The 24574-nt window shown below is 65.1% G+C and carries 26 protein-coding genes, 1 pseudogene and 1 riboswitch; of the genes and pseudogenes, 12 read left to right on the top strand and 15 right to left on the bottom strand.

The window, feature by feature from the left end:
• Nucleotides 1-311: 311 nt before the first annotated feature.
• The 5 genes from CS1BSM3_RS19385 to CS1BSM3_RS19365 all read left to right on the top strand — a co-directional run bounded on the left by CS1BSM3_RS19385 (nucleotide 312) and on the right by CS1BSM3_RS19365 (nucleotide 5553).
• Nucleotides 312-1631, top strand: coding sequence for an O-acetylhomoserine aminocarboxypropyltransferase (locus CS1BSM3_RS19385; protein ID WP_072389663.1), 1320 nt, complete (start codon nucleotides 312-314; stop codon nucleotides 1629-1631).
• Between the two features lie 534 nt (nucleotides 1632-2165).
• Nucleotides 2166-3467 carry a crotonyl-CoA carboxylase/reductase gene (gene ccrA, locus CS1BSM3_RS19380; RefSeq protein WP_072389661.1) on the top strand — a complete coding sequence of 434 codons (1302 nt, stop codon included), beginning with the start codon at nucleotides 2166-2168 and terminating at the stop codon, nucleotides 3465-3467.
• Nucleotides 3468-3473: 6 nt separating this feature from the next.
• Nucleotides 3474-3647, top strand: a complete 174-nt coding sequence (locus tag CS1BSM3_RS19375) for a polyhydroxyalkanoate synthesis regulator DNA-binding domain-containing protein (RefSeq protein ID WP_083528739.1) — start codon at nucleotides 3474-3476, stop codon at nucleotides 3645-3647.
• A gap of 24 nt (nucleotides 3648-3671) precedes the next feature.
• Nucleotides 3672-4475: a D-hexose-6-phosphate mutarotase gene (locus tag CS1BSM3_RS19370; protein WP_072389659.1), complete on the top strand. Its 804-nt coding sequence runs from the start codon at nucleotides 3672-3674 to the stop codon at nucleotides 4473-4475.
• Between the two features lie 82 nt (nucleotides 4476-4557).
• Nucleotides 4558-5553: an NAD(P)H-dependent flavin oxidoreductase gene (locus tag CS1BSM3_RS19365; RefSeq protein WP_072389657.1), complete on the top strand. Its 996-nt coding sequence runs from the start codon at nucleotides 4558-4560 to the stop codon at nucleotides 5551-5553.
• Between the two features lie 400 nt (nucleotides 5554-5953).
• Here CS1BSM3_RS19365 and CS1BSM3_RS19360 read toward each other — a convergent pair whose 3' ends face one another.
• Together CS1BSM3_RS19360 and CS1BSM3_RS19355 are read right to left on the bottom strand one after the other, a co-directional pair.
• Nucleotides 5954-6388, bottom strand: coding sequence for a 6,7-dimethyl-8-ribityllumazine synthase (locus CS1BSM3_RS19360; protein WP_072389656.1), 435 nt, complete (start codon nucleotides 6386-6388; stop codon nucleotides 5954-5956).
• Nucleotides 6389-6463: 75 nt separating this feature from the next.
• A riboswitch (FMN riboswitch) is annotated at nucleotides 6464-6609 on the bottom strand.
• 77 nt (nucleotides 6610-6686) lie between these two features.
• Nucleotides 6687-7586, bottom strand: coding sequence for an N-formylglutamate amidohydrolase (locus CS1BSM3_RS19355; RefSeq protein ID WP_072389654.1), 900 nt, complete (start codon nucleotides 7584-7586; stop codon nucleotides 6687-6689).
• Between the two features lie 431 nt (nucleotides 7587-8017).
• On the opposite strand from CS1BSM3_RS19355, the gene CS1BSM3_RS19350 reads away from it, so the two are divergent.
• From CS1BSM3_RS19350 to CS1BSM3_RS28690, 5 genes and pseudogenes are all read left to right on the top strand, one after another.
• Entirely contained in the window at nucleotides 8018-8407 is a 390-nt protein-coding gene (locus tag CS1BSM3_RS19350) for a cell cycle two-component system response regulator CpdR (protein WP_072389652.1), read from the top strand.
• 265 nt (nucleotides 8408-8672) lie between these two features.
• Complete coding sequence (locus tag CS1BSM3_RS19345) at nucleotides 8673-9464, top strand: hypothetical protein (protein ID WP_143149286.1); 792 nt, start codon at nucleotides 8673-8675, stop codon at nucleotides 9462-9464.
• Nucleotides 9465-9718: 254 nt separating this feature from the next.
• Complete coding sequence (gene prfA / locus CS1BSM3_RS19340; RefSeq protein WP_072389649.1) at nucleotides 9719-10801, top strand: peptide chain release factor 1; 1083 nt, start codon at nucleotides 9719-9721, stop codon at nucleotides 10799-10801.
• Nucleotides 10802-10813: 12 nt separating this feature from the next.
• Nucleotides 10814-11752 carry a peptide chain release factor N(5)-glutamine methyltransferase gene (gene prmC / locus CS1BSM3_RS19335; RefSeq protein WP_244540566.1) on the top strand — a complete coding sequence of 313 codons (939 nt, stop codon included), beginning with the start codon at nucleotides 10814-10816 and terminating at the stop codon, nucleotides 11750-11752.
• Between the two features lie 388 nt (nucleotides 11753-12140).
• Nucleotides 12141-12356, top strand: a pseudogene (locus CS1BSM3_RS28690) (DUF4167 domain-containing protein); the annotation flags it as partial.
• Between the two features lie 705 nt (nucleotides 12357-13061).
• Here CS1BSM3_RS28690 and CS1BSM3_RS19325 read toward each other — a convergent pair.
• Nucleotides 13062-13391 carry a YdhR family protein gene (locus CS1BSM3_RS19325; RefSeq protein ID WP_244540565.1) on the bottom strand — a complete coding sequence of 110 codons (330 nt, stop codon included), beginning with the start codon at nucleotides 13389-13391 and terminating at the stop codon, nucleotides 13062-13064.
• Between the two features lie 221 nt (nucleotides 13392-13612).
• Between CS1BSM3_RS19325 and CS1BSM3_RS19320 the strand changes: the two genes are divergently transcribed.
• Nucleotides 13613-14578 (top strand): HAD family hydrolase, encoded by a 966-nt coding sequence (locus CS1BSM3_RS19320; RefSeq protein WP_083528738.1) that lies wholly within the window; start codon nucleotides 13613-13615, stop codon nucleotides 14576-14578.
• Here CS1BSM3_RS19320 and CS1BSM3_RS19315 read toward each other — a convergent pair.
• From CS1BSM3_RS19315 to folK, 9 genes are all read right to left on the bottom strand, one after another.
• A complete protein-coding gene (locus tag CS1BSM3_RS19315) occupies nucleotides 14575-15333 on the bottom strand; it encodes a glycerophosphodiester phosphodiesterase family protein (RefSeq protein WP_072389645.1) in 759 nt (252 codons plus the stop codon). The two genes, CS1BSM3_RS19320 and CS1BSM3_RS19315, sit on opposite strands and share 4 nt — an antisense overlap.
• A 4-nt stretch (nucleotides 15334-15337) precedes the next feature.
• Nucleotides 15338-15565, bottom strand: coding sequence for a cell division protein ZapA (locus CS1BSM3_RS19310; RefSeq protein ID WP_174263735.1), 228 nt, complete (start codon nucleotides 15563-15565; stop codon nucleotides 15338-15340).
• A gap of 44 nt (nucleotides 15566-15609) precedes the next feature.
• On the bottom strand, nucleotides 15610-15981 hold the full coding sequence (locus CS1BSM3_RS19305) for a hypothetical protein (protein WP_072389642.1): 372 nt from the start codon (nucleotides 15979-15981) through the stop codon (nucleotides 15610-15612).
• Between the two features lie 157 nt (nucleotides 15982-16138).
• A complete protein-coding gene (gene acpS, locus CS1BSM3_RS19300) occupies nucleotides 16139-16552 on the bottom strand; it encodes a holo-ACP synthase (protein ID WP_072389640.1) in 414 nt (137 codons plus the stop codon).
• A complete protein-coding gene (locus tag CS1BSM3_RS19295) occupies nucleotides 16549-17313 on the bottom strand; it encodes a pyridoxine 5'-phosphate synthase (protein ID WP_072389638.1) in 765 nt (254 codons plus the stop codon). The genes acpS and CS1BSM3_RS19295 overlap by 4 nt, the downstream gene beginning before the upstream one ends.
• 46 nt (nucleotides 17314-17359) lie before the next feature.
• A complete protein-coding gene (locus CS1BSM3_RS19290; protein ID WP_174263734.1) occupies nucleotides 17360-17923 on the bottom strand; it encodes a DUF2062 domain-containing protein in 564 nt (187 codons plus the stop codon).
• Between the two features lie 88 nt (nucleotides 17924-18011).
• On the bottom strand, nucleotides 18012-20261 hold the full coding sequence (locus tag CS1BSM3_RS19285) for a RelA/SpoT family protein (protein ID WP_072389634.1): 2250 nt from the start codon (nucleotides 20259-20261) through the stop codon (nucleotides 18012-18014).
• Nucleotides 20262-20425: 164 nt separating this feature from the next.
• Nucleotides 20426-20863, bottom strand: a complete 438-nt coding sequence (rpoZ, locus tag CS1BSM3_RS19280; protein ID WP_072389632.1) for a DNA-directed RNA polymerase subunit omega — start codon at nucleotides 20861-20863, stop codon at nucleotides 20426-20428.
• A 101-nt stretch (nucleotides 20864-20964) separates the two neighbouring features.
• A complete protein-coding gene (folK, locus tag CS1BSM3_RS19275) occupies nucleotides 20965-21555 on the bottom strand; it encodes a 2-amino-4-hydroxy-6-hydroxymethyldihydropteridine diphosphokinase (RefSeq protein ID WP_143149285.1) in 591 nt (196 codons plus the stop codon).
• A gap of 191 nt (nucleotides 21556-21746) precedes the next feature.
• On the opposite strand from folK, the gene CS1BSM3_RS19270 reads away from it, so the two are divergent.
• A complete protein-coding gene (locus tag CS1BSM3_RS19270) occupies nucleotides 21747-22394 on the top strand; it encodes a LabA-like NYN domain-containing protein (protein WP_083528736.1) in 648 nt (215 codons plus the stop codon).
• Nucleotides 22395-22480: 86 nt separating this feature from the next.
• Here CS1BSM3_RS19270 and CS1BSM3_RS19265 read toward each other — a convergent pair whose 3' ends face one another.
• From CS1BSM3_RS19265 to smpB, 3 genes are read right to left on the bottom strand one after another with little or no spacing between them, the layout of a single operon-like run.
• Nucleotides 22481-23038: a peroxiredoxin gene (locus tag CS1BSM3_RS19265; protein WP_072389630.1), complete on the bottom strand. Its 558-nt coding sequence runs from the start codon at nucleotides 23036-23038 to the stop codon at nucleotides 22481-22483.
• Nucleotides 23035-23826: a GNAT family N-acetyltransferase gene (locus CS1BSM3_RS19260; protein WP_072389628.1), complete on the bottom strand. Its 792-nt coding sequence runs from the start codon at nucleotides 23824-23826 to the stop codon at nucleotides 23035-23037. Before CS1BSM3_RS19260 ends, CS1BSM3_RS19265 begins: the two co-directional genes overlap by 4 nt.
• The gene (smpB, locus tag CS1BSM3_RS19255) at nucleotides 23826-24302 is read right to left on the bottom strand and encodes an SsrA-binding protein SmpB (protein ID WP_072389626.1); all 477 of its coding nucleotides are present in this window, start codon (nucleotides 24300-24302) and stop codon (nucleotides 23826-23828) included. The genes CS1BSM3_RS19260 and smpB overlap by 1 nt, the downstream gene beginning before the upstream one ends.
• Nucleotides 24303-24574: the final 272 nt, after the last annotated feature.

The following is a 24574-nucleotide window of genomic DNA, read 5'->3' as shown; positions in this document are numbered from 1 at the left end:
GTGATTCGTGGCCCGGCAAGCCCTGCAGCGCCCTTCCCGTCCCCGCAATCCCCAGAGCGGCCGGAAGGGGCTGGATAGGCACCATAACGTGCTGGTTGTCGGGGAGAGACCCCTTCGCTACTGAATAAATCGAGTTTTGGAGGTCCCAGTGTGATGATCGAGAAATTCGCCAAAGCTCCGGTGTTAGCGCCGCGCGAATTTCCCGATCTGATTCACACTGCAGGCTCTGAATCTCGTGTCTCTTTTGATTCCGAAGTTCGCTGGCTACACTAGCATCAACCTCAGGCGAACTTCGGCATCGGGACACCAGCATGGCCGACGACCAGTATCCCCGCTTCGACACGCTCGCGCTGCACGCCGGACAGCAGCCCGATCCGACGACCGGCGCTCGCGCCGTGCCCATCTACCAGACGACGTCGTACGTCTTTCACGACGCCGACCACGCCGCGGAGCTGTTCAACCTCGAGCGCGCGGGCCACATCTACTCGCGCATCTCGAACCCGACGGTGGCCGTTCTGGAAGAGCGCATCTCGGCGCTCGAAGGCGGCGTCGGCGCGGTCGCAACCGCGAGCGGACAGGCAGCGCTCCATCTCGGCATCGCGACGCTCATGGGCCAGGGCGGGCATATCGTTGCCTCGAACCGCATCTACGGCGGCTCGCACAACATGTTCGTGCACACGCTGCCGCGCTTCGGCATCACGACGACGCAGGTCGATCCGCGCAACCCCGCTGCCTTCGCGGCCGCCATCCGCCCGGAGACGCGCCTCGTCTTCGCCGAGACGCTCGGCAATCCCGGCCTCGAAGTGCTCGACCTCGAAGCCGTCGCACAGGTGGCACACGATCACGGCCTTCCGCTGATGATCGATGCGACGTTCTCGACGCCTTATCTCTGCCGGCCCTTCGACTTCGGCGCCGACATCGTCATGCACTCGGCGACCAAGTTCCTCGGCGGCCATGGCGTCGCCATCGGCGGCGTGCTCGTTGATAGCGGCCGCTTCGACTGGGTGAAATCCGGCAAGTTCCCGACCATCACTGAGCCCTATGCCGGCTATCACGGCCTCTCGTTTGCCGAAGAGTTTGGCCCCGCCGCCTTCATCTCGCGCGCGCGTGCCGAGGGCTTGCGCGACTTCGGTGCCTGCATGAGCCCGGCGAACGCTTTCTACCTCCTGCAAGGCATCGAGACACTGCACGTGCGCATGGCGCGCCATGTCGAGAATGCCCGCGCCGTATCGTCCTTCCTCGAAAAGCATCCGGCCGTCGCCTGGGTGAAGTATCCCGGCCTCGAGAGCCATCCCGATCACGCGCTCGCGAAGAAGCAGATGCCGCGCGGCGCCGGCGCCATCATGAGCTTCGGCCTCAAGGCGCCGGAGGGCTCAGGCGAAGGCGGTGCTCGCCGCGCTGGCAAAGTGCTCATCGAGCGCCTGCGCCTGCTCTCGCACCTCGCGAACATCGGTGACGCGAAGTCGCTCGTCATTCATCCGGCGAGCACCACACATCAGCAGATGAGCGCGGAGGAGCTGCGCCGCGCCGGCGTCGGCGAGGAGCTCGTGCGCCTCTCCATCGGCCTCGAGGATGCCCGCGACATCATCGAGGATCTCGACCAGGCCCTGAAGGCCTCGCAGCGGGCCTGACGATCGCGCCTCCGGCGCGAGCAGGGCCATCATGCCAGAGGCATGTCTCCGACATGACCCCTGCACCCAAAGGCGCGTGTCTTCGACACAACGGACACCCCCGCACCCCCGTCTTTTATGAATTTGGAGTTCGCCGCTGGCGCCGCCATGTCCCTTCTCCCCGTTCTGACGGGGAGAAGGTTAGGATGAGGGGCGGGAGCTTATGCGACGTCAGAGTATCCCGTCGCCCCTCACCCCGGCCCTCTCCCCATTGAAGACAATGGGGAGAGGGAGAAGTGGAGCGCGTCATACGCTGCGCTGTCGCTATGGCCGCCGCGGGCATAGCACCACGGAGAGGTTGCGAAGCACCCCTTCCCAGCAGCCCGCGGCAAGAAAACAAATCTACCGCCGCCGGCATAGCACAGCGGTAGGGCTGCGAAGCGCCCCTTCCCAGAAGCTCGCGGCACTCAACAAAGTGCACCGCCACAATCTGATATTGCAGCGCAGTATTTACTCTGTCATGCTGTTCGCACCCGCAACCAAAGCAGGTGTCCCATGGCGAGTTCAGCTCAGGCTTTGCAGCCCGTTCCCACCGAAGCGCCGCTGAAAGACCTTTATGAGGTAGGGGAGATCCCACCCCTGGGGCATGTACCCAAGAACATGTACGCCTGGGCCATCCGAAAGGAGCGCCACGGCGAGCCCGAGAGCGCCATGCAGGTCGAGGTCGTGCCGACCTGGCAGCTCGACAGCCACGACGTGCTGGTCCTCGTGATGGCCGCGGGCGTGAACTACAACGGCGTTTGGGCCGCGCTCGGCACGCCGATCTCGCCCTTCGACGGCCACAAGCAGCCCTATCACGTCGCCGGCTCCGACGCGTCCGGCATCGTCTACGCCGTCGGCTCGAAGGTGAAGCGCTGGAAGGTCGGCGACGAGGTCGTCATCCACTGCAATCAGGACGACGGCGACGACGAGGAATGCAACGGCGGCGATCCGATGTTCTCGCCCTCACAACGCATCTGGGGCTACGAGACGCACGACGGATCCTTCGCGCAGTTCACCCGCGTGCAGGATCGCCAGCTCATGGAGCGGCCAAAGCATCTGACGTGGGAAGAAGCGGCCTGCTACACGCTCACGCTCGCGACGGCCTACCGCATGCTCTTCGGCCATCGTCCGCACATTCTGCGTCCCGGCCACAACGTGCTCGTGTGGGGTGCTTCAGGCGGCCTCGGCTCCATGGCCATTCAGCTCTGTGCAACAGCGGGCGCCAACGCGATCGGCGTCGTCTCCGAGGATGACAAGCGCGACTTCGTCATGCAGCTCGGCGCGCGCGGCGTCATCAACCGCAAGAAGTTCAACTGCTGGGGCCAGATGCCCAAGGTCAACACACCCGAGTACGCGGCGTGGATGAAGGAAGCACGCAAGTTCGGCGCCGCCATCTGGGAGATCACGGGCAAGGGCAACAACGTCGATTTCGTCTTCGAGCACCCAGGCGAATCGACGTTCCCCGTGTCAGTGCTCATCGTGAAGCGCGGCGGCATGGTCGTCATCTGCGCCGGCACCACGGGCTATAACCTCACCATGGACGCCCGCTATCTCTGGATGCACCAGAAACGCGTGCAGGGCTCGCACTTCGCCAATCTCCTCCAGGCCTCGCAGGCCAACAGGCTCGTCGTCGAGCGCCGCGTCGATCCCTGCATGTCCGAGGTCTTTCCCTGGGAGCAGATCCCCAAAGCCCACACGCGGATGCTGCGCAACCAGCACAAGCCCGGCAACATGGCGGTGCTCGTCTCGGCCCCGACCACCGGCCTCAGGACCATCGAGGACACCCTCGAGGTGTCGAAGGCGCGCTTCGGGTAGGCAATCATGGTGACGGCGCCGATCCTCGTGAAACGGTATGGCCGCTCGCGCCTCTATGAAACCGGGCGGGGCCGGTATGTGACGCTCGCCGATCTCCGCGGCTGGCTGAGGCGCGGGATCGCCTTCGTCGTCGTGGATACCGAGACTGGCGAGGACGTCACGCGCGTTCTCCTGGCCTGAACCTCCGGGCGCGAGCGACGCAGCATGCCGTTTTCCGAACACCCCCTGGCGGGCCGCGTGGTGCGGCTCACGCACGGCGCCGATGAGGCACTGGTCGCGCTGGAGGGCGCGCAGGTCGTCGCCTGGCAGCATGGCGGGCGCGATATGCTGTGGTGCTCGACGATCCGTCTTCCCGGCAAGCCTCTACGGGGCGGCATTCCAGTCTGCTGGCCCTGGTTCGGTGCGCATCCGACGGCCAGAACCCAACCCGCGCATGGCGTCGCGCGTATCAAAACGTGGGAACTGATCGAGCAAGCTCCCGCTCATGTGACCATGACGCTGCGGCATGAGACGCTGCTGGCGCGTTTGGATGTGGATCTGAGCGACCAACTTCGCGTGTCGCTGACGACCCGCAACGAGGGCTCGGCGACCGTTCCGGTTTCAGCGGCGCTGCACACCTATCTCGCGGTGGATGACATTGCGGGTGTGAGCGTCAGCGGGCTCGATGGCGCGGCCTATATCGATACGCTCGACGGATGGACGCGCAAAGTCCAGCAGGGCGCCGTGATCTTCGATCGCGAGGTCGACCGGATCTACGCGGCGACGTCCGCGCGCCTGAACGAAGGCTCCCACACCATCGACGTGGATGGCGCCGGCACGAGCCGCAGCCTTGTTGTCTGGAACCCGTGGGTGGAGAAATCCGCCCGCCTCGCCGATATGGCACAGGAAGAGTACCGGCGGATGCTCTGCATGGAGACCGCCTGGGCCGGCGATGATGCCCGCCACCTAGGCCCCGGCACCACAGCGACGCTGACCACCACTCTGCGGCCTTTCGCGACTTCCCGATGACGGCAGCCCGGCGACCCTGCTAGGCTGCCTCGTCATCCGCCCGCGGAGCGCCCTGCTCCCCTACTCAGGATACTCTGACAGCATGTCGCTCCCCGATTTCCTCAAGAAGCGCCTGCGTATCCCCGTGATCGGGTCGCCGCTCTTCATTGTTTCGAATCCGGATCTCGTCATTGCCCAGTGCAAGGCCGGCATCGTCGGCTCGTTCCCGGCCCTCAATGCGCGCCCACCCGAGCTGCTCGACGAGTGGCTGAAGCGGATCACCGACGAGCTCGCTGCGTGGGACGCCAAGCATCCTGATCGGCCATCGGCACCCTTCGCGGTCAACCAGATCGTCCACCGCACGAACGAACGCCTCCAGCATGATGTCGAGCTGTGCGTGAAGCACAAAGTGCCGATCGTCATCACCTCGCTCGGCGCGCGCGAGGAGGTGAACGAGGCGGTGCATTCCTATGGCGGCATCGTTCTCCACGACGTCATCAACAACCGCTTCGCCAGGAAGGCCATCGAGAAAGGCGCCGACGGCCTCATCCTGGTCGCGGCCGGCGCTGGTGGCCACGCCGGGCGGATCAACCCTATCGCGCTCGTACGCGAGGTGCGCGAGTGGTTCGACGGCCCGATCGCACTCTCGGGCGCCATCGGGTCGGGCGATGGCATCCTCGCGGCAGAAGCAGCCGGCGCGGACCTCGCCTATATCGGCTCGGCCTTCATTGCCACCAAGGAGGCGAACGCCATTGAGCCCTACAAGCAGATGATCGTCGAAAGCGGCGCCGACGACATCGTCTACACGAACCTCTTCACCGGCGTACATGGCAACTACCTGAAGCCGTCCATCTCCCGCGCTGGCCTCGATCCCGAGAACCTGCCGTCGGGCGATCCCTCCAAGATGGACTTCGCCTCGGGTGCGGAGCGCCGCAAGGTGTGGAAGGACATCTGGGGCTCCGGCCAGGGTATTGGCAGCATGAAGGCCATCGTGCCGGCGGCCGAGCTGGTCGATCGTCTTGCGCGCGAGTACCACGCCGCGCGTGCGCGCATCGGTGCCGCGCCCTGGAACCCGGCGCGGGCGGCTGCGGAGGCGTAAAGGGATCGCGCTTTCAGCGCGAGCGGGCTACCGCCCACACCCGTATCGTGCCGAAGGCGCGTGTCTTCGACACGACGAGACCCCGAACCCCCTTCTTTTATTTGTGTGCCGCGGGCTGCTGGGAAGGGGTGCTGTGGCTTCCTGGTACGGCCTACCGGCCGGCGCGCAGTCGCGCGCTCATGACTGCTGTGCGCCGGTGCCGATCGCGCCCCATCGCCCGCGAGCGGATAGCGCTCGCGTGTTGCGCCCTACTTCCCCCTCTCCCCGTGAAAGACGGGGAGAAGGGACCTGTCGCGTCTGCCGCGCACTCCAAGTTTAAAAAAAGAAGGGGGTCCGGGGTCTCCCCGGTTGGGGTGCGGGGCGAAAGCCCCGCCTGCGAAGCAGCTCGCATCGCGTGCGACTATGCGGCGACCTCAGCCCGCGTCTTGGTGATCATGATCGCTGCTCGCGCGGCCTCGCGTCCTTTCTCGACGAAATGCGCGCGGAAAATGCGATTGTGGTGCTCGTCCTCGCGGTACTGCTGCGGCGTGAGAGAAACCGAGAGCACCGGCACGCCCGTATCGAGACCTGCGCGCATCAGGCCATCGACGACGGCCTGCGCCACGAACTCATGGCGGTAAATGCCCCCATCGACCACGAAGGCCGCCGCAGCCACAGCCGTATAGCGCCCGCTCGCCGCGAGGTCGCGCGCAAGAAGCGGCATCTCGAAGGCGCCGGGCACGTCGAACACATCGACATGTTCCGCAGGAATGATCTCGCAGAAACCCTCGAGCGCACGATCGACGATGTCGGCGTGCCAGCGAGCTTTGATGAAGGCATAGCGGGTGTGTGTCACGGTGATCCTCCTTGGTTTGGACACGTCACCCAAGGCGATCACGGGCAGCCCCGCGCGCCGAAGCACGCCGGGATTGCGCGTTCTCTTTCATCCGGACTGTGACCGTCGGCTCAGGCCTCGCACCTGATCTGCTGACCCTTCCGTTACGGAAGGCGCTCGCGGGCTCGCAGCTCGCGCTGCATACCGCCGGTGGGGAATTCCGCCCCGCCCTGAGAACAGAGCGAGGATAGACGCACACCGCGGCGACGCGCAACGCGTGGCGCGAGCCAATGGAGGATGGCTGGAATGCGAGAGAGGCCTACTCCGCCGCCTCGCGGCCGCCGAGCATGCCCGGCAGCTCATTGAAGAGGCGCGCGACCACCGTGCGCAGATGGCGCTCGACGACGGCGAAGCCGGGTTTCTTCTCGAACGTGCGCTCGTTGAGATAGAGCGCCCGATTGATCTCGATCTGCAGCGCATGAAGACCGCGCTGGGGGCGCCCGTAGTATTCGGTGATGTAGCCGCCGGCGTACGGGCGATTGAGGTGCACGGTATAGCCGAGCGCCGTCAGTTCCTCGCGCAGGAAACGCGTGAGGCGGCCATCGCACGAGGCACCGAAGCGGTCGCCGAGCACGAAGTCCGGCCGCTGCGGCCCGACATATCCCGTGGACGACGATGGCATGGAATGGCAGTCGATGAGCATGGCGGCGCCGAAGCGCCGCGCCGTCGCGTCGATGAGCGAAGCAAGCGCGCCGTGGAACGGCTTGTAGAGCCGCTCGATGCGCTCGAGCGCGACGGTGAGCGGCAGCCGGCCCTTGTAGATCTCCTCGGCATCGGCAACGACGCGCGCGATAGTGCCGAGCCCGCCCGCGACCCGGATCGAGCGGCTGTTGGCGAACGCCGGCAGCGTCTCCTCGAAAAGCTCGGGATCGAGCTCGTAGGGCTCGCGGTTCACATCGACATAGGCGCGGGGAAAGCGGGCCGCGATCAGCGGGGCGCCGAGCGCCGCGACACCCGCGAAGAGATCATCGACGTAGCAGTCCTCCGACTTGCGCAGAGAACTGGCAGTAAGCCGCGAGGCCGCCAGGAAAGCGTCGGTATAGACGCGCCCGGAGTGCGGCGAGCAGAAAACGAAAGGTACCGTCTGCACGCGCGGCACCGCCAGCAGATATGGTGGCGTCAGGTGCTGCTCGATGGCGGTGCGCTCTGTTTCCAGCATGGCCCTTGGTCGCGGTCGCTTGCGTCACGTCTTCAGTCGTCGCGTCGTCATTCGCCTCGTGTCGAGACTCGCGCCAACTGCCGTGCAGCTCATAAATAACTTTGCCAAGCGCAGTCGTCACTGTCCATCCTTAGCGCGCAGCCATGAAAAGATTGTGGTGGAGCAGGATCGACGCGGCGCAGAAGTCTGCACTTTCAAAGCATTCTACGCATTCCGGGTGCAGTCGGACCGACGCCGACACACTGCTAGCACACGAGTGCGAATTCTGTTGGACACGTTCTCGCGACCGCGTCACACCTAGAACACGCCATCGACTAAATGCTGTGCATTCACTTGCAGTTTACCAAATTGGCGTCAGATTCCGGCGTCACCAGCTCGCTCGGTGCATAGTACCCCGTATATTGAATGGGGAAGGATTGGGGGCACGAGGCATGACGGCGAAAGCATCGGCACTTTCCGCGCAGCGCATTCTGCTCGCGGAGGACGACGATTCAATGCGTGGCTTCCTCACGCGCGCGCTGGCCAAGGCCGGCTACGAAGTGATTGCCTTCGCCAATGGCGCCGAGGCCTTCGACCGGCTCAAGGAAGAGCCCTTCTCGCTGCTGCTGACCGACATCGTCATGCCGCGCATGGACGGCATCGAGCTGGCCCGTCGGGCGAGCGAGCTGGATCCCGAGCTCAAGATCATGTTCATCACCGGCTTCGCCGCCGTGACGCTCAACAGCGACAAGCCGGCGCCGAAGGACGCGCGCGTCCTCTCCAAGCCGTTCCACCTGAAGGACCTCGTTGCCGAGGTCGACAAGCTGCTCGCAGGCGGCTGATTGCCCTGAGAGAGCAGAGGCGAGCCCGCAGTGCCGTCATCCGAGCGGCGGTTGTGCTCGCGCGGCGACAAACCTTTGACAAACGTACCCCACGCGCGCCAGTATGGGCGTCATAGGTGGGGTCCAACGTCGTGGGGACGGCGTTGACGGGTGCCATAAATGGCACCGCTTTGGATTCCAGTTTCGTCGGAGTGCCTCGGCCTCGGTTACGGCGTCGCCGCCGTGAGGCAAGGGCGTGTACACCAGCGTACCGGAAACGAGTATCGTGCGTTCACTCTTCAAGCAGGCCAGCCGCGACAACGCGCACGCAGGGACGCCGAGGCGAGGCCGCGCGGGCGGTTCGGCGCCCGTGCAGATCATGGCTCTTTCCGAGCGGACGAGCGGCCTCGACGAGAGTCTCGGTTCGCTCCTCGGCGACATGCGCCTCGCGCTCGGCATGACACCGGGCGAGCTTGCACTGCGCCTCGGCTCCACGGTCGATATCGTCATCACGCTCGAGCAGGGCCGCCTTCGCGCGCTCCCGCATTGGGAAGAGACGCAGCGCGTCGTCTGCGGGCTCTGCGCTCTCCACCGCGTCGATCCGCGGCCGATTCTGCAGCGCATCTACGAGCAGACAAATCCGACGCACCTCGGTGCGCCGCCTGAGCGCGGACCGAGCGCGCTCCATCGGGCCAATGAGCGGACGGGCGGGCGCTCCGCGCCGAAGACGGCCCCACCCGAGCCACCGAAGCGCCGGCGCGCTACCCAAAGCACGGACACGCCCACAAGCCGCAAAAAGCCGTGGAAAGCCCCGACCATGCGCGGGCGAGGACGTGCCCTGATGGCCGTGGCCGGCCCCATGGTTCTGGTTGCGGCCGCGGTCTGGACGGTCCAGGCGCAACCGCGCGCGCTCCGGGAGGCTATCTCCGTGCTGCCAGCCTCGGTGGCTCAGCCCGTGCTGGGCGGTCTCGACGCCCTCGCCGTCGGCCTCGCGCCACGCCGCGACGGTCTGCGCTGGATCGAGGTCGCCGACCCCAGCAGCCGCAAGGCCGACAAGTTGCAGGTCGGCTCGCGCTGAAGCGCCAGACCTCGAGTGCGCCTACGGTTCGGGGCAGGCGCAAAGTCGGCATTTGAAATCCAAAGACGCTCGAGCCCCTGCTCGCGAGGCGCCTGCATTCCGCCGGGCTAAAGGCCGCGGCGCAGCCCGCCTCTTCCAATGTGCTGCGCGCTCGGCCACGAAGCAGGCTGCAGGTTGTGCCCGGGCATCCGCTTGTGTCATACGGCCTTGTAAGCGCGTTCCCCCTCCCCGCGAAAGAGCGTTAAGAAGGACGTATGTCGATTCCGCAGCAGAAGCTCGACCGGCTGGTCGAGCGCTGGCACGTCGTGCAGGCCGAGCTCAACGCCGGCCCGAGTGCGGCCGACTTCGCGCGCCTTTCGAAGGAGTTTGCCGAGATCGATCCCGTCGTCTCGGCGATCGAGGCCCTGCGCCGGGCGGAGGAGGAACGCGACGAGCTGGCGGCGATGATCAAGGCGAGCAGCTCCGATCGTGAGATGGCCGCCCTCGCCGAGGAGGAGCTGCGCGCCGTCAACGGCCGCCTCGAGACGCTCGAGCACGAGCTCAAGATCCAGCTCCTGCCCAAGGACACCGCCGACGAGCGCAACGTCATCCTCGAGGTGCGCGCCGGCACGGGCGGCGACGAAGCCGCGCTCTTTGCTGCCGATCTCTTCCGCATGTACAGCCGCTATGCGGACCTGCACCGCTGGAAGGTCGAGATCATCTCCATGTCGGAGAACGACCTTGGCGGCTACAAGGAGATCATCGCCTCGATCACGGGCAAAGGCGTCTTCGCGCGTCTCAAGTTCGAATCCGGCGTGCATCGCGTCCAGCGCGTGCCGGCAACCGAGGCGAGCGGGCGCATTCACACATCTGCCGCGACCGTGGCCGTCCTCCCCGAGCCCGAGGAGGTCGATCTCGATATCAAGCCCGAGGAGCTGCGGATCGACACCATGCGGGCCGGCGGCGCCGGCGGCCAGCACGTCAACAAGACCGAGTCGGCGGTGCGCATCCTGCACATCCCGACGGGCATCATCGTCGTGTCGGCGGAGAAGTCGCAGCACCAGAACCGGCGGCTCGCCATGCAGGTCCTGCGCTCGCGCCTTTATGAGCTGCAGCGGCAGCAATCGGATGAAGCGCGCGCCGCCGAGCGCAGGGGGCAGGTCGGATCGGGCGATCGCTCCCAGCGCATTCGCACGTACAATTTCCCGCAGGGACGCGTCACCGATCACCGCATCAACCTGACGCTCCACAAGCTCGATGAACTGCTCGAAGGCGGCCCTGCGCTCGATGAGCTGATCGATGCGCTCACCGCCGACCACCAGGCGAACCAGCTCGCGGCCATGGCCGGCGGGCCTTGAGGCCTACGCACCGTGACGACCGCGCCACGCATCGATATGAGCAGGTGTCGAACGGTCCGTGACGCGCTGCGGGCCGCGACAGAGCAACTAACCGCGGCCGGTGTGCCCGACGCCGCTGTCGATGCGCGCCACCTCGTCGCGTACGCGCTCCAGTGCGCGCGATCCGAGCTGTTACGTGCGCCCGAGCTCGCTCTGAGCGATGAAGCACGGGACCGGCTTGCAAACGCACTCGCACGCCGTGCCGCGCGCGAACCCGTCTCGCGGATCATCGGTGAGCGCGAGTTTCATGGACTGGCGCTCGAGCTCGGGGCCGACACCCTCGATCCGCGCCCGGATACCGAGACCATCGTGAGCGTCGCGCTGGCACTCGCAGAAGAAATCCGCGCGTCGGGCGAGGGTCCCCTCAAGATCCTCGATCTCGGCACCGGCACGGGCGCCATCGCGCTCGCGCTCCTCGCCGCGCTCCCGGACGCGCAAGCAACGGCCACCGACATCAGCCCAGGGGCGCTCGCGATCGCGCGCCGGAATGCCGAACGCCACGGGCTCGCCGATCGCGTGCGCTTCGTGCAGTCCCGCTGGCTTGAAGAAATCGGTTGCCGTTACCATCTAATAGTGTCGAACCCACCCTACATACCAAGCGACGAAATTGGCGGCCTCGAACCCGAGGTCGCCCGGTGGGATCCCCGGAGCGCGCTGGATGGCGGGCCCGACGGCCTCGACGCCTACCGGGCGATTCTCGCGGACGCCTCCCGGGTGATGGAGCCCAATGGCTGGGTCATTTTCGAGGTGGGCCACAATCAGGCCGATAAGGTGGCCGCGCTGGCTGTAAACCATGGCATGGTGCCGGCCCCCCTGGACTGGCCGCTGCTCAGCGATCTTGGAGGCAACAGACGTTGTGTTGCCGTTGCCACATCTGGTCGCAACCTAGAAAATAAATCTTGGAATCGGTGAGTAAGGAGTCTAGCTTACGACCCAGGCAAAGCGTGTGGCGCGTCTCAGCCTCGGCGGTCTTGACCCGCAGGCAGGAAGACGGGCCCAGCTGGTGAGAGGCAGAGCACGGCGCGTTAGCGCCAAAAGCTGCCAAGTCCACCTGAACTCAGTGATCGAGACGTGTGTCGCACCTTGGGGCCTTAGGGCGGGGGCGGTGCGTAGAGGATCACGGGGACATCTCTGATGTAGGTCGGTGTGGTGCGGGCCTCGTTGCTTGTTGCCGTGACGGCATGACCTTGCGTCATACGTCGTGGCCCGCGTAATGAGCCCGCTCGAAATGAAGCCACGATTTGGTTGGCTTCGGCGTGCCTGAGCACGCAAGAACCCTTCGAGGAAAGAACGGGAGCCTATGAGGCAGGGTCAGCAGCATCGCCGCGGGCGTAGCCGCGGCAGCAGCGGTGGCAATGGCAGCCATGGTCATCACCATCGCAAAGGGCAAAACCCGCTCGCGCGCAGCTTCGAGTCGAACGGCCCCGACGTAAAAGTCCGAGGCACGGCAGCCGACATAGCCGCGAAGTACATTGCCCTCGCGAGGGACGCGCAATCCTCGGGCGACCCGGTCCTCGCCGAGAACTATCTCCAGCACGCCGAACACTACAATCGCATGATCATCGCCTACCGCGAGCAGCAGATGCAGCAGGGCGGCGAAGCAGCCAACGGACAGCGCCACCGCCCTCAGGGCATGGATATGGGTGAGGGCGAGGAGGCCGAAGGCGACACGGTCGATCCAGGCATGGGCGACCAACCGGCCGTCCCGGCCTTTGCCCGCCATCCGGGCCAGGAGCCGCAGCCCCAATCCCAACCGCGCCACGAGAACGGGCGCCACGACGAGCGGCGTGACGAGCGCCGCGATGACCGCCGGGACGACCGGCGCGAAGATCGCCGCCACCAGGGACGTCAGCAGGAACAGCGCCAGGACCGCGGCGAGCACCCGCGCTTCCGCGACCGCCGCTTCGAGCGCCCCGACTACCGCAACGAGCGCGCCGAGCGCAATGAAGGTGGGGACGAACCGCGCCCCGCCCGCGAGCCGGCGCCCACCGAACAGCCGCAGCCGGTCATCGAAGCCGGCGATACCGCCCCGCCGCGCGAGCAGGCCCCTCGCGAGCGCGAGCAAGCCCCGCGCCGGCGCGAGCGCTTCGACATGATGAAGGACCAGCCCGAATTCCTGCGCCGCCCCGTGCGCCGACCGCGCCGCGAGGAGACACCTGAAGGCGGCGGGCAGGACGGCGGCACCCAGGAAAAGTCGGGCGCTTAAGGAATTAGGCCCTCTTCAGGCCACTTGCGGCACGCGGACGACGCCATTGGCGTTGTCGGTGATGCTGAAGACTTCGAAATATTCGATCGTGGGCTCGACACCATACCGATCCACGATCCCTTTGCGCCATGGGCCGGAATAGAAGGCCTCGGCGAAGGCCCTGCTCTCCCACTGGTAGACGCCACCGGCAGTGCCATCCGGACTCCAGATGAAGTGCTTGCTGATCAGGCCCGGCACTTCGCTGAAGCCAGGGGCGATCCTCCAAAAGTGCCATCGGCACGCATTTCGATCGATCGTCAGCGGAAGCCGATAGCGCACGATTGCGGTGATCATGGTCGACCCCATCGCAATGCATCCATTCCCTGATCAGTAAGATCGGCAGGCGGCTGACCAAACCAAGAAATTCTGAAAAGCATTGCGCAGCCTGAGAATCGCCGCCGAGCATGACCTCGGCTTGCGGTCCGCGCCCGTTATTGCCCGCTAATGCATCCGAGCGCCCTCGTCTTGCCGGCCGAATCGTGCCTCTGCTCTCGGAAGAGTTGCATCAGCGGACCTCAGAGGGTGCCATGACGGAGCAGACGAGCCTGCGATCGAGCCGCGCAAGCAACAGCCGCAAAAGCCCGAGGCCAGCGGCGTCACGTACAAGCGCGACGGCGGCCAAGTCCGGTTTCGGGAAGAAGACGATCGCCCTCGTCTATGACTTCGACGGGACGCTCTCACCGCGCCCCATGCAGGAGTACACTTTCCTTCCGAAGATCGGCGAGGACCCGAAGGCCTTCTGGCGCGAGTGCAATACAGTGGCGCGCGAGCAGGAAGCCGATCCGCTGATCACCTACATGCACCTCATGTACAAGAAGGCGAAGGCGCGCGGCGTGCGCATCGACCGCGCAGATCTCGTCGCCCTCGGCCGCGACGTCGAGCTCTTTCCCGGTGTCGAGGCGTGGTTCAGCGAGATTGCCAAGTACATCAGCATCCGCGCCGAGAGCCATGGCGTGGCACTGCGCCACTACCTCATTTCCTCCGGCCTCGTGGAGATTATCGAGGGGACGCGCATCCGCCCGCACTTCCACAATGTCTTCGCCTCGGAGTACTGGTTCGACGCCTACGACCTCCCCTATCCGAAGCGCGTGATCAGCGACACCGGCAAGACGCAGTACCTCTTCCGCATCAACAAGGGCATCGAGAACCTCGGCCAGTCCATCAACGAGCACATGCCCGAGGGCGAGCGCCCGATCCCCTTCGGTAACATGATCTACTTCGGCGATGGCGATACCGACGTGCCGTCCATGGCGGTCATGCGCAAGAACGGCGGCCATGCCATTGCGGTCCATCCGCCGGGGAAGTCGCGCGCGAAGTGCGTCGATCTTTTCCGCGCCGGCCGCTGCGATTTCTTCGCGCCGGCTGATTACACGCGCGGCTCCGAGCTTTTCCGCCGCACGACACTGCTCATCGATCGCATTCTCGCGAACATTCGCCTCGAGGAAGAGGCTTGGCGTCTGCGCCGCAGCGTGGAGCGCAAAGGAACCGACTAGGGCCGATAGCCCTCGAAGACGGGTGCATCCGCCCATTTGGCGGCGATCGCGCGTTCGCGCTCAGTGCGCACAGTCCACGTGAAGAGCGGAAGGCCTAGACCTTCACGCACGAAGCGCGTCACCGGCGTCGGCAGCGCGCGCACGTGATAGGAGAAGAAGGATGGCTCGGCCTCGCGGCTCTCCAGCAGATAGGTGAGGCTGATCGCGCGCGAGGCATCGATCCTGTTCGGCCACCAGTTGTTGACCGTGTAGTCCGTCGCGATGATGCCCCGGGGGATTGCCGGCGCCAGCGCCCGGCAGCGCGCCATGACTGCAGGATCGAATGATTTCAGGCAGATCGGCCCCTTGTAGGCCGCCGTCATGCTCGTGATGGCTTCGAGGAATCCGGCCTTCGGCTGATCGAAGTCGCTCTTGATCTCAACGACGAGCGGCACCCGGCCGCCGACCAGCGCCAGGAAATCGGCATAGCTCAGGATCGGTGTGTCCTGGCCGCGGTAGCGCAGCTTCGCAAGCTCGGCCGGGCTCAGGTCGTCGATCAGCTTATCGGAATCGACGAGCCGCTTGAGCGCACGATCATGAAACACGAACGGCGTGCCGTCTAAGGCCGGCTGCAGGTCGCACTCGATGCCATAGCCACCGTCGATGGCCGCAACAAAAGCCGGGCCCGTGTTCTCGAGAATGCCCGCATTGCGGTCATGCAGACCGCGATGGGCGATCGGACGGATGAATTGAGCGCGATCGAGCGTAGGACCCACGATTTCAGACTCCGAGGGATTTGAGGCGCGCCTGGGCGTCGAGCAGTTCGTCGGCGAGCATGAGCGCTGCCATCAGCAGGAGGCGGTCGTCGCCGGCCGCGGAGAACTCCCCCGCCAGGCTGTCGACTCGCTGGCGCACAATATCCGAAAGCGCCAGCAGGCGCTCCTCCTCGCCATCGCCGCACTTGAGACGATAGGTCCGACCGTTGATCGTAATCGTCGCCTGCCCCATGCGCCGCCACATCCGCCGTTCTGCGCGGCGGCCCCCGCATGTTCCTACTGCTCGCTCTCGATAAGGCTCTTCAGAGAATCGATGACCCAGTCGATCCGACTGAGAACCTGATCGCGCCCTTCCTCCAGGGCGCGAATGCGGCTCTCGGCTTTCTCGAGCTCGGCAAGGAGGCGGTCACGCTCGCTCTCGAGCTTCACCACGCGCGCCAGGAGCGCAGGAGGATCGAGTACGGATGCGGGGCTCGCGGCTGCGGCACGCTTCGCCGGCGCCTTGCTCTTGCCCGACGGCGCACCGCTGGCTTTTCGACCGACAGCAGCGGCCTTTTTCGGCGCCGCTGCTTTGGGAGCTGGTTGCTTCGATGCAAGCGCCTTTGAGGCAGGTGACTTACGCGATTTGCCGCTGCCGCGCTCACTCATCTCGAACCTTCCAGTCAGCGGTCAGTGCCACCCGTGCATTGTGCCCAATGCTGCCGCAACGAAAACTTAAGTGGCGTGCAGCCTGCGCGTCAATCGAGATGAAAGTCCTGCGCGCACTCGACAGCAATGCGTGTCGATCATGCACAGCGCAAAACTGTCAGCGAGGTGGCTCGCCGGTTGGAATTGCGGAGATGATGACGATCGCCTGAGCCATCGGAAAATCGTCGGTGATGGTGAGGTCGATGCGCGCCTCGTAGCCGGGCGGCGTGATCAGCGCGAGCTGGGCGGCAGCGCCGCCGGTGAGCTTCAACGTCGGGCGTCCGGAGGGCAGATTGACGACGCCCATATCGCGCCAGAAGACGCCCTTGCGCAGGCCCGTCCCGAGCGCCTTCGAGCACGCCTCCTTGGCGGCGAAGCGCTTCGCATACGACGCCGCGCGCTCCTTGCGGCGATCAGACTTGCGCCGCTCGGTTTCCGTGAAGACGCGGTTCAGAAAGCGATCGCCGTAGACCTCGATCGTGCGCGCGATGCGACGGATATCAATCACATCGTTGCCGAGGCCGAGGATCATGAGGCGCGCGCCTCGCGCATGAGCCGGATCATCCGCTCGATGGCCGGGCGCAATCCGATCAGGATCGCCTCCCCAATGAGAAAGTGTCCGATGTTGAGCTCGGCCACCTCGGGGAAACGCGCGACCTCGCCCACTGTATTGTACGTGAGGCCATGCCCTGCGTGCACTTCAAGGCCAGCGGCGTGCGCCTCGCGTGCGCCCCGCCGCAGACGCTGCACTTCATGCTCGACGCGCTGCCAATCGTTGGCAAGGGCATACTCGCAATAAGTGCCCGTATGCAGCTCGACGATGTCGGCGCCGAGCTTCGCCGCCGCCTCGATCGGCGCCCGATCGGGCTCGATGAAGAGCGACACGCGTATCCCCGCCGCCTTGAGCTCGCCGATGCAGCGCTCGAGGAAGCTGCCGGCTCCTACGACATCCAGCCCGCCCTCGGTCGTGCGCTCCTCGCGCTTTTCGGGGACGAGGCAGCAGGCGTGCGGCACGGTCTTGAGTGCGATCGCGAGCATCTCCGGCGTCGCTGCCATCTCGAAATTGAGCGGTCGCGTGATCTCGGCCTTCAGGCGCGCGATGTCGTCGTCGCGGATATGGCGGCGGTCTTCTCTCAGGTGCGCCGTGATGCCGTCGGCGCCCGCCTCGATGGCAAGATGCGCGGCGCGCACGGGATCGGGATGACCACCGCCGCGCGCGTTCCTCACGGTCGCAACGTGGTCGACGTTCACGCCGAGGCGCAACGCCGCGGGCAAGGATCTGGCTTCAGACATGGGCACGCTCGCCTCTTACGGCCGGCGCGGCCGTCCTGGCCCTGCGTCAAGCCTGCTGCTGGCGGCGCGTGTGAAAGGCCTCGGCCGCCCGGCGGCCTATGAAATAGAGAGCAGAGCCGGAAATCAACCCCAGCACCATGCTGCCGACGAAGAGCGGCTTGAGGATCGGCCATAGCAGCTTGCCGGCCGTATTCAGCATGGTCAGCGGATCGACGCGCAAAACCGGTGTCTCGGCGAGGCGCATGAGCGTGCGCTCGAGCTCCTCGATGGTTATGGCGCTCGTTTCGCCGAGAAGCATGATGCCGAGCAGATAAGAGGTGATCCACATGGCGGGCCAGGTCAGCGGATTGCCGGCCCATGTCCCGAGCAGTGCTGCACCGATATTGGCGCGCCCCGCCCAGGCGATCGCAGCCGCGACCAGCATCTGGATGCCGAGCACAGGCAGAAAGGCGACGAAGACACCTGTTGCGAGGCCGAGACCGACGGCGTGCGGCGTCGTATCGAGGCGCAGCACGGAGGTCCAGGCCTCACGCAGGCTCCTCCCCTCGGACGCACCGAGGCCGCTGAAGGCGCCGAACATCCCGACGCGCCGTCGTATCTGCTTAAGCATGGCGCCGCACTCGCGTTGGCATGGTAGTAGGTACATGAGCGGCCTTTACGGCCCCCATGTGACGCAACGCATGTACGCGGGACACACCTCAGGCAAATACGCGCTCGACTTTGCTGACGACCGTTTTGCTCTTCAAGCCATTAATGATGCGGTTGAGGTGTGCCAGATCGAACACCTCGACCTCGATCATCATCTCCGTGAAGTCTGCGCCACGGTGCAGCATTTTAAGGTTGTCGATGTTCCCGTCCGCCTCGCCGATCACCTGCGCGATCTGCGCAAGCGTACCCGGCTCATTCAGGACCGTGACCGAGAGCCGCGCAGGAAAACGCTCTGGCGCCTCCTGGTTGATGTCCCAGGTGACGTCGATCCATCGTTCGTGCTCGAACTCACTCAGACGCGGGGAATGGATCTGGAAGATGCGGATTCCCTCCCCGGGCGTCAAGACGCCGACGATGCGGTCACCGGGCACCGCGCCGCCCGGCTCGAAGGACACCGGAACATCATTGCGAATGCCGCGGATCACAATGCCCTGACCGGCGCTGTTGCCGCCCGTTCCGCTGCTCGTCGGCCAGCGGAACTTGAGGCCCATGACCTTGGAGAGATTGAACCAGCCTTCCTCCGCGCCCCCTTCGCCGTTCTCGTAGCGATTGCGCGGGCGCGCACGGGGCGACATCGGCAACAGTGCAGCAGCTTCCGGCGCGATGGCGCGGATCACATCGGCGATCGGCAGCTCGCTCCGCCCGACCGCGGCGTGGACGTCGTCGACAGTCTTGTGAGTCAAGCGCGAGAGCGCGCGACGCAGCCGGTCGTCCGAATAGTCCTGTCCGATCTTGCCGAAGGCCGAGCTGATGAGGCGGCGGCCAAGCTCGGCGTACTGGCGGCGCAATGAATCGCGCGCCGCGCGGCGTATGGCGCTGCGCGCCTTGCCGGTGACGGCAATGCGCTCCCATGCAGCCGGCGGCGTGCGGCTTGCCGAGGTGAGAATGAGCACCTCGTCGCCATTGCGCAGCGCCGTCGAGAGCGGCATCTGGCGGCCATTGATGCTGGCACCGACACATGAGTTGCCAACGTCGGTGTGCACGGCATAGGCGAAATCGATCGGCGTCGCTCCCTGCGGGAGCGCGATGAGACGTCCCTTCGGCGTGAAGCAGAACACCTGATCGTGGAAGAGCTCGAGCTTGGTGTGCTCGAGAAACTCCTCGGAATTGTCGCCCTCGAGCAGCGTCTCCACGAGTCGGCGCAGCCAGATATAAGGCCCCATCTCGCGAGCCACGTCCGGCGTCATGGCCTTGCCGTTGCCGAGGCCTGCTTCCTTGTAGAAGGTGTGGGCGGCGACGCCGTACTCGGCCGTCACATGCATCGGCTCGGTGCGGAGCTGCAGCTCGACGCGCTGGTGGCGCGGGCCGACGATCGTGGTGTGGATCGAGCGATAGCCGTTCTGCTTGGGCGTCGAGATGTAGTCCTTGAAGCGGCCGGGAACAGCGCGCCAAGTCGTGTGGACGAGACCGAGCGCGCGATAGCAGTCGCTGACGCTGTCGCAGATCACGCGGAAGCCGTAGAGATCGGAGAGCTGCTCGAGCGAGATCTGGCGGTTCTGCATCTTCCGCCAGATGGAGTACGGCTTCTTTTCGCGCCCGGTCACCTCGGCCTTGAAACCCGCTTCGGCGAGCTTCTCGACCAGGCTCTGGCGGATCTCCTCGACGAGCCCCTTGTTGTTCTCGGTCAGCCGGTCGAGGCGTTCGCGAACAGTGCGATAAGCTTCGGGATGGAGCCAGCGGAAGGCGAGCTCCTCGAGCTCCTCGCGCATGGCCTGCATACCCATGCGACCGGCAAGCGGCGCATAGATCTCCAGCGTCTCCTCGCTGTTGCGCCGGCGGCTCTCGGGCGACATGTGCTCGAGCGTACGCATGTTGTGCAGGCGGTCGGCGAGCTTGACCAGCAGCACGCGGATGTCGGTCGAGATGGCGACGAGGAGCTTGCGGAAATTCTCCGCCTGCTCGGCCTTCTTGGAAACGAGGTCGAGGCGCTTGATCTTCGTAAGGCCGTCGACCAGCACGCCGATCTCGGAGCCGAAGAGCTGATCGATCTCCGCGCGCGTCGCCTCGGTGTCCTCGATCACATCATGCAGGAGGGCCGTCGCGATCGTCGCGTCGTCGAGCTTGAGATCGGTCAGGATCGCGGCGACTTCGAGCGGATGAGAGAAATAAGGGTCGCCTGATGCACGCTTCTGATGGCCGTGCGCGCGCATGGCGTAAACGTAGGCGCGGTTGAGCAGCGTCTCGTCGGCTTTGGGGTCATAGCGAAGGACGCGCTCGACCAGCTCGTACTGACGCATCATGGCGCTTCAAGCCCCTGCATCGAGCCTCGCTACAGCCTGTCGAGTGCACGCCAGCCGACGCGCCGTTTCACATCCTGCAGAACATAAGCATGAGTCCCCGCCCCGGCTAGCAGCGGCTGCCGGCACCAGACAGAGCGAGCGTGATGAGAAGCGAAGGTCCTGCCTCAGCGGCCGCGTGCGCCGCCGTTGCCGCCACCACCGCCATTGGAGGAAGGCTCGATCGGCGCCATGCTCTCCATGGCGCGCAGGAGCTGCTCCTCCGACATGCTGATCTGGTCGATCGCCGTATCGGAAGACTGGTCGTCGCGGCCGAGCTGCTGGCGCGTGCGATCCGCACCGATGAGCGGGGCGGCACCAGCCTCCGGCTCGTCGATCTCGACGTTCTTCTGGATCGAGTGGATCAGGCTCTCGCGCAGGTCGTCCGCCGGCACGGTGCGCTCCGCCACTTCGCGCAGCGCGATGACCGGGTTCTTGTCATTGTCGGGCTCGACGGTGAGATGAGAACCCGAGGCGATCGCGCGAGCGCGATGGGCCGCCAGAAGCACCAGTTCGAACCGATTGGGGACCTTGTCCACGCAATCTTCAACCGTGACACGCGCCATCGCTGTAAAATCCTCGAATGTCCGATGTCAGTTAGGCACTGGGCGCACTTTCGGCGCCTCTGGGCAAGTGCCCGTTCGGCGGGCTTAATGCCACGATTGTCTCAGAGAATCAACTGGCCAACTTGCGCAATGCCGCGCCGGAGCCCCGGATCCCGCCTGATCAGCGCCCCCACCGAGATCCCGAGCACCGGGTGACGCCAGTGGGGTGCGATCTCATCGAGCGGAAGCAAGACGAACCCACGCTCGTGCATGAACGGATGGGGCAGAACAAGGGGGCTGCCGACACGTGTCGTCGCCGGCCAGTTCAGTATGCGCCCACCATAGTCGATCAGGTCGAGATCGAGAGGACGCGCACTCCAGCGCGGCTTTATGCGCCGTCCCGCCATTCTCTCTATTTTTTTCAGTAGTCGGAGTATGCCGGCTGGCGGAAGATTGGTTTGGACAATCACCGCTGCATTGTAGAAATTCGGCATAAGTCCTGCACCAGGATGTGCAGGGGTGCGGTAAATTCGCGAACATGCAGCAATAAAAACCTGGTTTTGCTCAAGTATGCTGATCGCGCGGCGAAGTGTAGCGGCCGGCGCGCCCCATCTACCTGGGACGTTGGCGCCCAGCGAAATCAAACACTTTGCACCAGCTAGCGCCTTGGGGATGCTATGCGAATTGGAGCTCGCGTTATTCGAAACGCGCATTGGCAATTACCTGTGAAGTGGTTCAGGATTTCCGAACTTCCTCTTCATTTCACGCGCCGCTGTCTATATATGTGTTAACATCTTTCGGCGTTCGATCTGCGTGACTCAGGTGGGGAAATCCCACACTCAAATCCGTGGACGTACACGCTCGCCCGGATGGGCTGAGCCAACAATGAAAAGGCAAGTGGACAATGTTTTTCTACCCTACAGAGCGTATCGCGCTGTTCATTGATGGGGCGAACCTCTATGCCACCGCAAAGGCACTCGGCTTCGACATAGACTACAAGAATTTGCTTGGTGTCTTCCGTAGCAAAGGCTATCTGGTCCGGGCATTGTACTACACGGCACTTGTCGAGGATCAGGAGTATTCTTCGATCCGGCCGCTGATCGACTGGCTCGATTACAACGGCTACACGATGGTGACCAAGCCCACCAAGGAATTCACCGACGCTTCCGGCCGGCGCAAGATCAAGGGCAACATGGACATCGAGCTGACTGTCGATGCCATGGAGCTCGCGCCGAAGCTCGACCACGTCGTCCTCTTCTCCGGCGACGGTGATTTCAGGAGCCTCGTTGCCGCCCTCCAGGCCAAGGGCCTGCGCGTCAGCGTCGTTTCGACCCTGCAGACGCAGCCGCCGATGGTCGCCGACGAGCTTCGCCGTCAGGCAGATCAGTTCATCGACATTGCCGACCTCGAGAAGGACATCTGCCGCGATCCGAGCCAGCGGATCCCGCGGGAGGCACGCGAGACGCGCCTCGCCCAGTTCCGCGCCCAGCGCGACCGCGAAGGCGTGAGTTCGGGCGCTCAGCAGGGCCACGACGATTCGGTCGATATGTAAGCCCGGCTCGCACAAGACATCGAAGCGGCGTCGACCCAGAGCGGTTCGGCGCCGTTTCTGTTTTCGGGGTCCGTTGAGGCGGGGCGTTAGCGACCTTTGCGGCTCACCAGCTCGTTGAACCAGGCGAGGACTTCCCGGGGGTGCGCATCCGGCGGATGCACGGGATAGAACGTGCGCACGATCCGGCCCTCGTGGATCGCCAACGTCAGGCGCGCGAGATAGACGACCTCACCGGTCTCGAAGGTCGGCAGCTTCAGAGCTTGCCGCAGGCGCCCTTCTGCGTCGCTCACGATCTCGAAAGGCAGACCGAGCCGCTCGGCAAGCTCCTGCTGCCAGTCCGTCGTCTGTGCCGAGAGACCGTACACGCGCGCCTGCGATTGCTCGAAAGCGCGGTAAAGATTGCGGAAGCCCTCTGCCTCCGGCGTCGAGCCGTGCGCGCCCGGAATGTCATCCCAATTCGGCGGGTTCTCGCCTCCGGGCTGCCCCGTCCAGGGATAGATGAAGAGGATCGTCCAGCCATCGAGGCTGCTGAAGTTCACCTCGCGCGCGCCTGTCGTCGGCAGCGCAATGTCCGGCATGGCAAGGCCGCGCACGAGATGGCGCGCGGCACCATCATCCTTGGGCGCTGGAAACGGCCATGTCATCGCGCGCCCTTCTCGAGAAAACGATAGTGATAGGTGCCCGCTGCCGTGTAGCCGAGCGCCGCATAGAGCCCTTGCGCGGGCAAATTCGTCGTCACGGCCTGCAGCCCGATCGTGCGCGCACCTTGTGATCGGCCCCAGGCTTCGAGCGCGCACATGACGGCCGACGCCGCACCCTGGCGACGCGCCGCACCCGATGTGCCGACGCACTCGGCAATCACCGCACTCTCATGAAGCACGCCGAGTGCCGTCGCGATCGCCTCGCCCTGGCGCCGGGCTTCGGCAAAGACGCACGGCGCCGGCACGCGCGCGAGGATTGCCTCGGCGAACGGCCGCCGATCCGGCGAGATGTTGCTCAAATAGACCTTCAGCCAAGCCTCCGAAGGCCTCTCGGTCAGCGCCACATCCGCCGGCATGGTCACGGGCTCGATGGGTTTGACGAGCGTGCTCACGGGGTCATGGATCACATAGCCGCGCGCGGCCAGCCGGGCATCCAGATCCTCAGGCTCGGAAAGCGGAAAGCCGACCTGGAAGCGCACCGGCGCGCCACGCTCGCCATAGAGGCGCTCGATCTCGTCGATCGTGCGCTCGACATCGCTGCCGCGATAGTGGAGCGCCGAGACGGAGTTCGCGCGCTGCGAGCCGCCGCCCGAGTAACGCCATAGCCAACCGTCCACATCGCGCGTCTCGCCAGCGGGCCATGCCCGCACGGCCGCCCCTTCGATGGCGAGCAATCGCTCGCGCTCGGACAAGACCGCCGCCGCAGCTACCGTATTGCCTGCCCCCGCCATCAGCCCTTTTCTCGCATGAGGCGTGCCTTCTGGCGCTGCCAGTCGCGCTTGGCCGATGTCTCGCGCTTGTCGTGGACCTTCTTGCCCTTGGCGAGGCCGAGCTTGAGCTTCGCCCGTCCGCGCGCATTGAAGTAGATCTCGAGCGGAATGAGCGTCATACCCTCGCGCTGCACGGCCTGCGAGAGCTTGTCGATCTCGCGGCGATGGAGGAGGAGCTGGCGCGGCCGCCGCGGGGCGTGCTGGAAGAAATTCCCAGCCATCTGGTACTCGGGGATATGGGCGTTGACGAGCACGAGGCCGCCGTCCTCGGCTGCAGCGTAACTCTCGGTGATGTTGGCTTGGCCGCGCCGGAGCGACTTCACCTCGGTCCCGGTGAGCGAGATGCCCGCCTCGAACGTGTCCTCGATGAAATACTCGAAGCGGGCGCGCCGGTTCTCGGCGACCACCTTGCGGTCGTCATCATCCTTCTTCGACATGGCTCATGCTTCTCGTACCTAGTGTGATGATCGAGAAATTCGCCATAGCAAGCGGCCAGGCGTGGAGCGAATTTCTCGATCTGAATCACACTAGCAAAGGTATGATTCTAGTGTCCCTTTGATTCCGAAGTTCGCTCAGCACACCAGCATCGAGATAGGGCGAACTTCGGAATCGGGACACTCGCCCCGAAAGAGTTCGGGCTGCCCGCACACTATAGGGCAGCCCGATCCATTGGGCAGTATGTCCATTACTAGGCCCCTTTCAGGGCGCG

This window comes from Hyphomicrobium sp. CS1BSMeth3 (assembly GCF_900117415.1).
Classification (GTDB): domain Bacteria; phylum Pseudomonadota; class Alphaproteobacteria; order Rhizobiales; family Hyphomicrobiaceae.
This window is presented reverse-complemented; position numbering and strand designations above follow the sequence as displayed.

Bases quoted from the DNA above. Each gene is read 5' to 3' on its own strand.
- CS1BSM3_RS19385 (WP_072389663.1), top strand. From the start codon at position 312: ATGGCCGACGACCAGTATCCCCGCTTCGACACGCTCGCGCTGCACGCC.
- ccrA (WP_072389661.1), top strand. From the start codon at position 2,166: ATGGCGAGTTCAGCTCAGGCTTTGCAGCCCGTTCCCACCGAAGCGCCG.
- CS1BSM3_RS19375 (WP_083528739.1), top strand. From the start codon at position 3,474: ATGGTGACGGCGCCGATCCTCGTGAAACGGTATGGCCGCTCGCGCCTC.
- CS1BSM3_RS19370 (WP_072389659.1), top strand. From the start codon at position 3,672: ATGCCGTTTTCCGAACACCCCCTGGCGGGCCGCGTGGTGCGGCTCACG.
- CS1BSM3_RS19365 (WP_072389657.1), top strand. From the start codon at position 4,558: ATGTCGCTCCCCGATTTCCTCAAGAAGCGCCTGCGTATCCCCGTGATC.
- CS1BSM3_RS19355 (WP_072389654.1), bottom strand. From the start codon at position 7,586: ATGCTGGAAACAGAGCGCACCGCCATCGAGCAGCACCTGACGCCACCA.
- CS1BSM3_RS19350 (WP_072389652.1), top strand. From the start codon at position 8,018: ATGACGGCGAAAGCATCGGCACTTTCCGCGCAGCGCATTCTGCTCGCG.
- prfA (WP_072389649.1), top strand. From the start codon at position 9,719: ATGTCGATTCCGCAGCAGAAGCTCGACCGGCTGGTCGAGCGCTGGCAC.
- CS1BSM3_RS19325 (WP_244540565.1), bottom strand. From the start codon at position 13,391: ATGGGGTCGACCATGATCACCGCAATCGTGCGCTATCGGCTTCCGCTG.
- CS1BSM3_RS19320 (WP_083528738.1), top strand. From the start codon at position 13,613: ATGACGGAGCAGACGAGCCTGCGATCGAGCCGCGCAAGCAACAGCCGC.
- CS1BSM3_RS19310 (WP_174263735.1), bottom strand. From the start codon at position 15,565: ATGGGGCAGGCGACGATTACGATCAACGGTCGGACCTATCGTCTCAAG.
- CS1BSM3_RS19305 (WP_072389642.1), bottom strand. From the start codon at position 15,981: ATGAGTGAGCGCGGCAGCGGCAAATCGCGTAAGTCACCTGCCTCAAAG.
- acpS (WP_072389640.1), bottom strand. From the start codon at position 16,552: ATGATCCTCGGCCTCGGCAACGATGTGATTGATATCCGTCGCATCGCG.
- CS1BSM3_RS19295 (WP_072389638.1), bottom strand. From the start codon at position 17,313: ATGTCTGAAGCCAGATCCTTGCCCGCGGCGTTGCGCCTCGGCGTGAAC.
- CS1BSM3_RS19290 (WP_174263734.1), bottom strand. From the start codon at position 17,923: ATGCTTAAGCAGATACGACGGCGCGTCGGGATGTTCGGCGCCTTCAGC.
- CS1BSM3_RS19285 (WP_072389634.1), bottom strand. From the start codon at position 20,261: ATGATGCGTCAGTACGAGCTGGTCGAGCGCGTCCTTCGCTATGACCCC.
- rpoZ (WP_072389632.1), bottom strand. From the start codon at position 20,863: ATGGCGCGTGTCACGGTTGAAGATTGCGTGGACAAGGTCCCCAATCGG.
- folK (WP_143149285.1), bottom strand. From the start codon at position 21,555: ATGCGCGTTTCGAATAACGCGAGCTCCAATTCGCATAGCATCCCCAAG.
- CS1BSM3_RS19270 (WP_083528736.1), top strand. From the start codon at position 21,747: ATGTTTTTCTACCCTACAGAGCGTATCGCGCTGTTCATTGATGGGGCG.
- CS1BSM3_RS19265 (WP_072389630.1), bottom strand. From the start codon at position 23,038: ATGACATGGCCGTTTCCAGCGCCCAAGGATGATGGTGCCGCGCGCCAT.
- CS1BSM3_RS19260 (WP_072389628.1), bottom strand. From the start codon at position 23,826: ATGGCGGGGGCAGGCAATACGGTAGCTGCGGCGGCGGTCTTGTCCGAG.
- smpB (WP_072389626.1), bottom strand. From the start codon at position 24,302: ATGTCGAAGAAGGATGATGACGACCGCAAGGTGGTCGCCGAGAACCGG.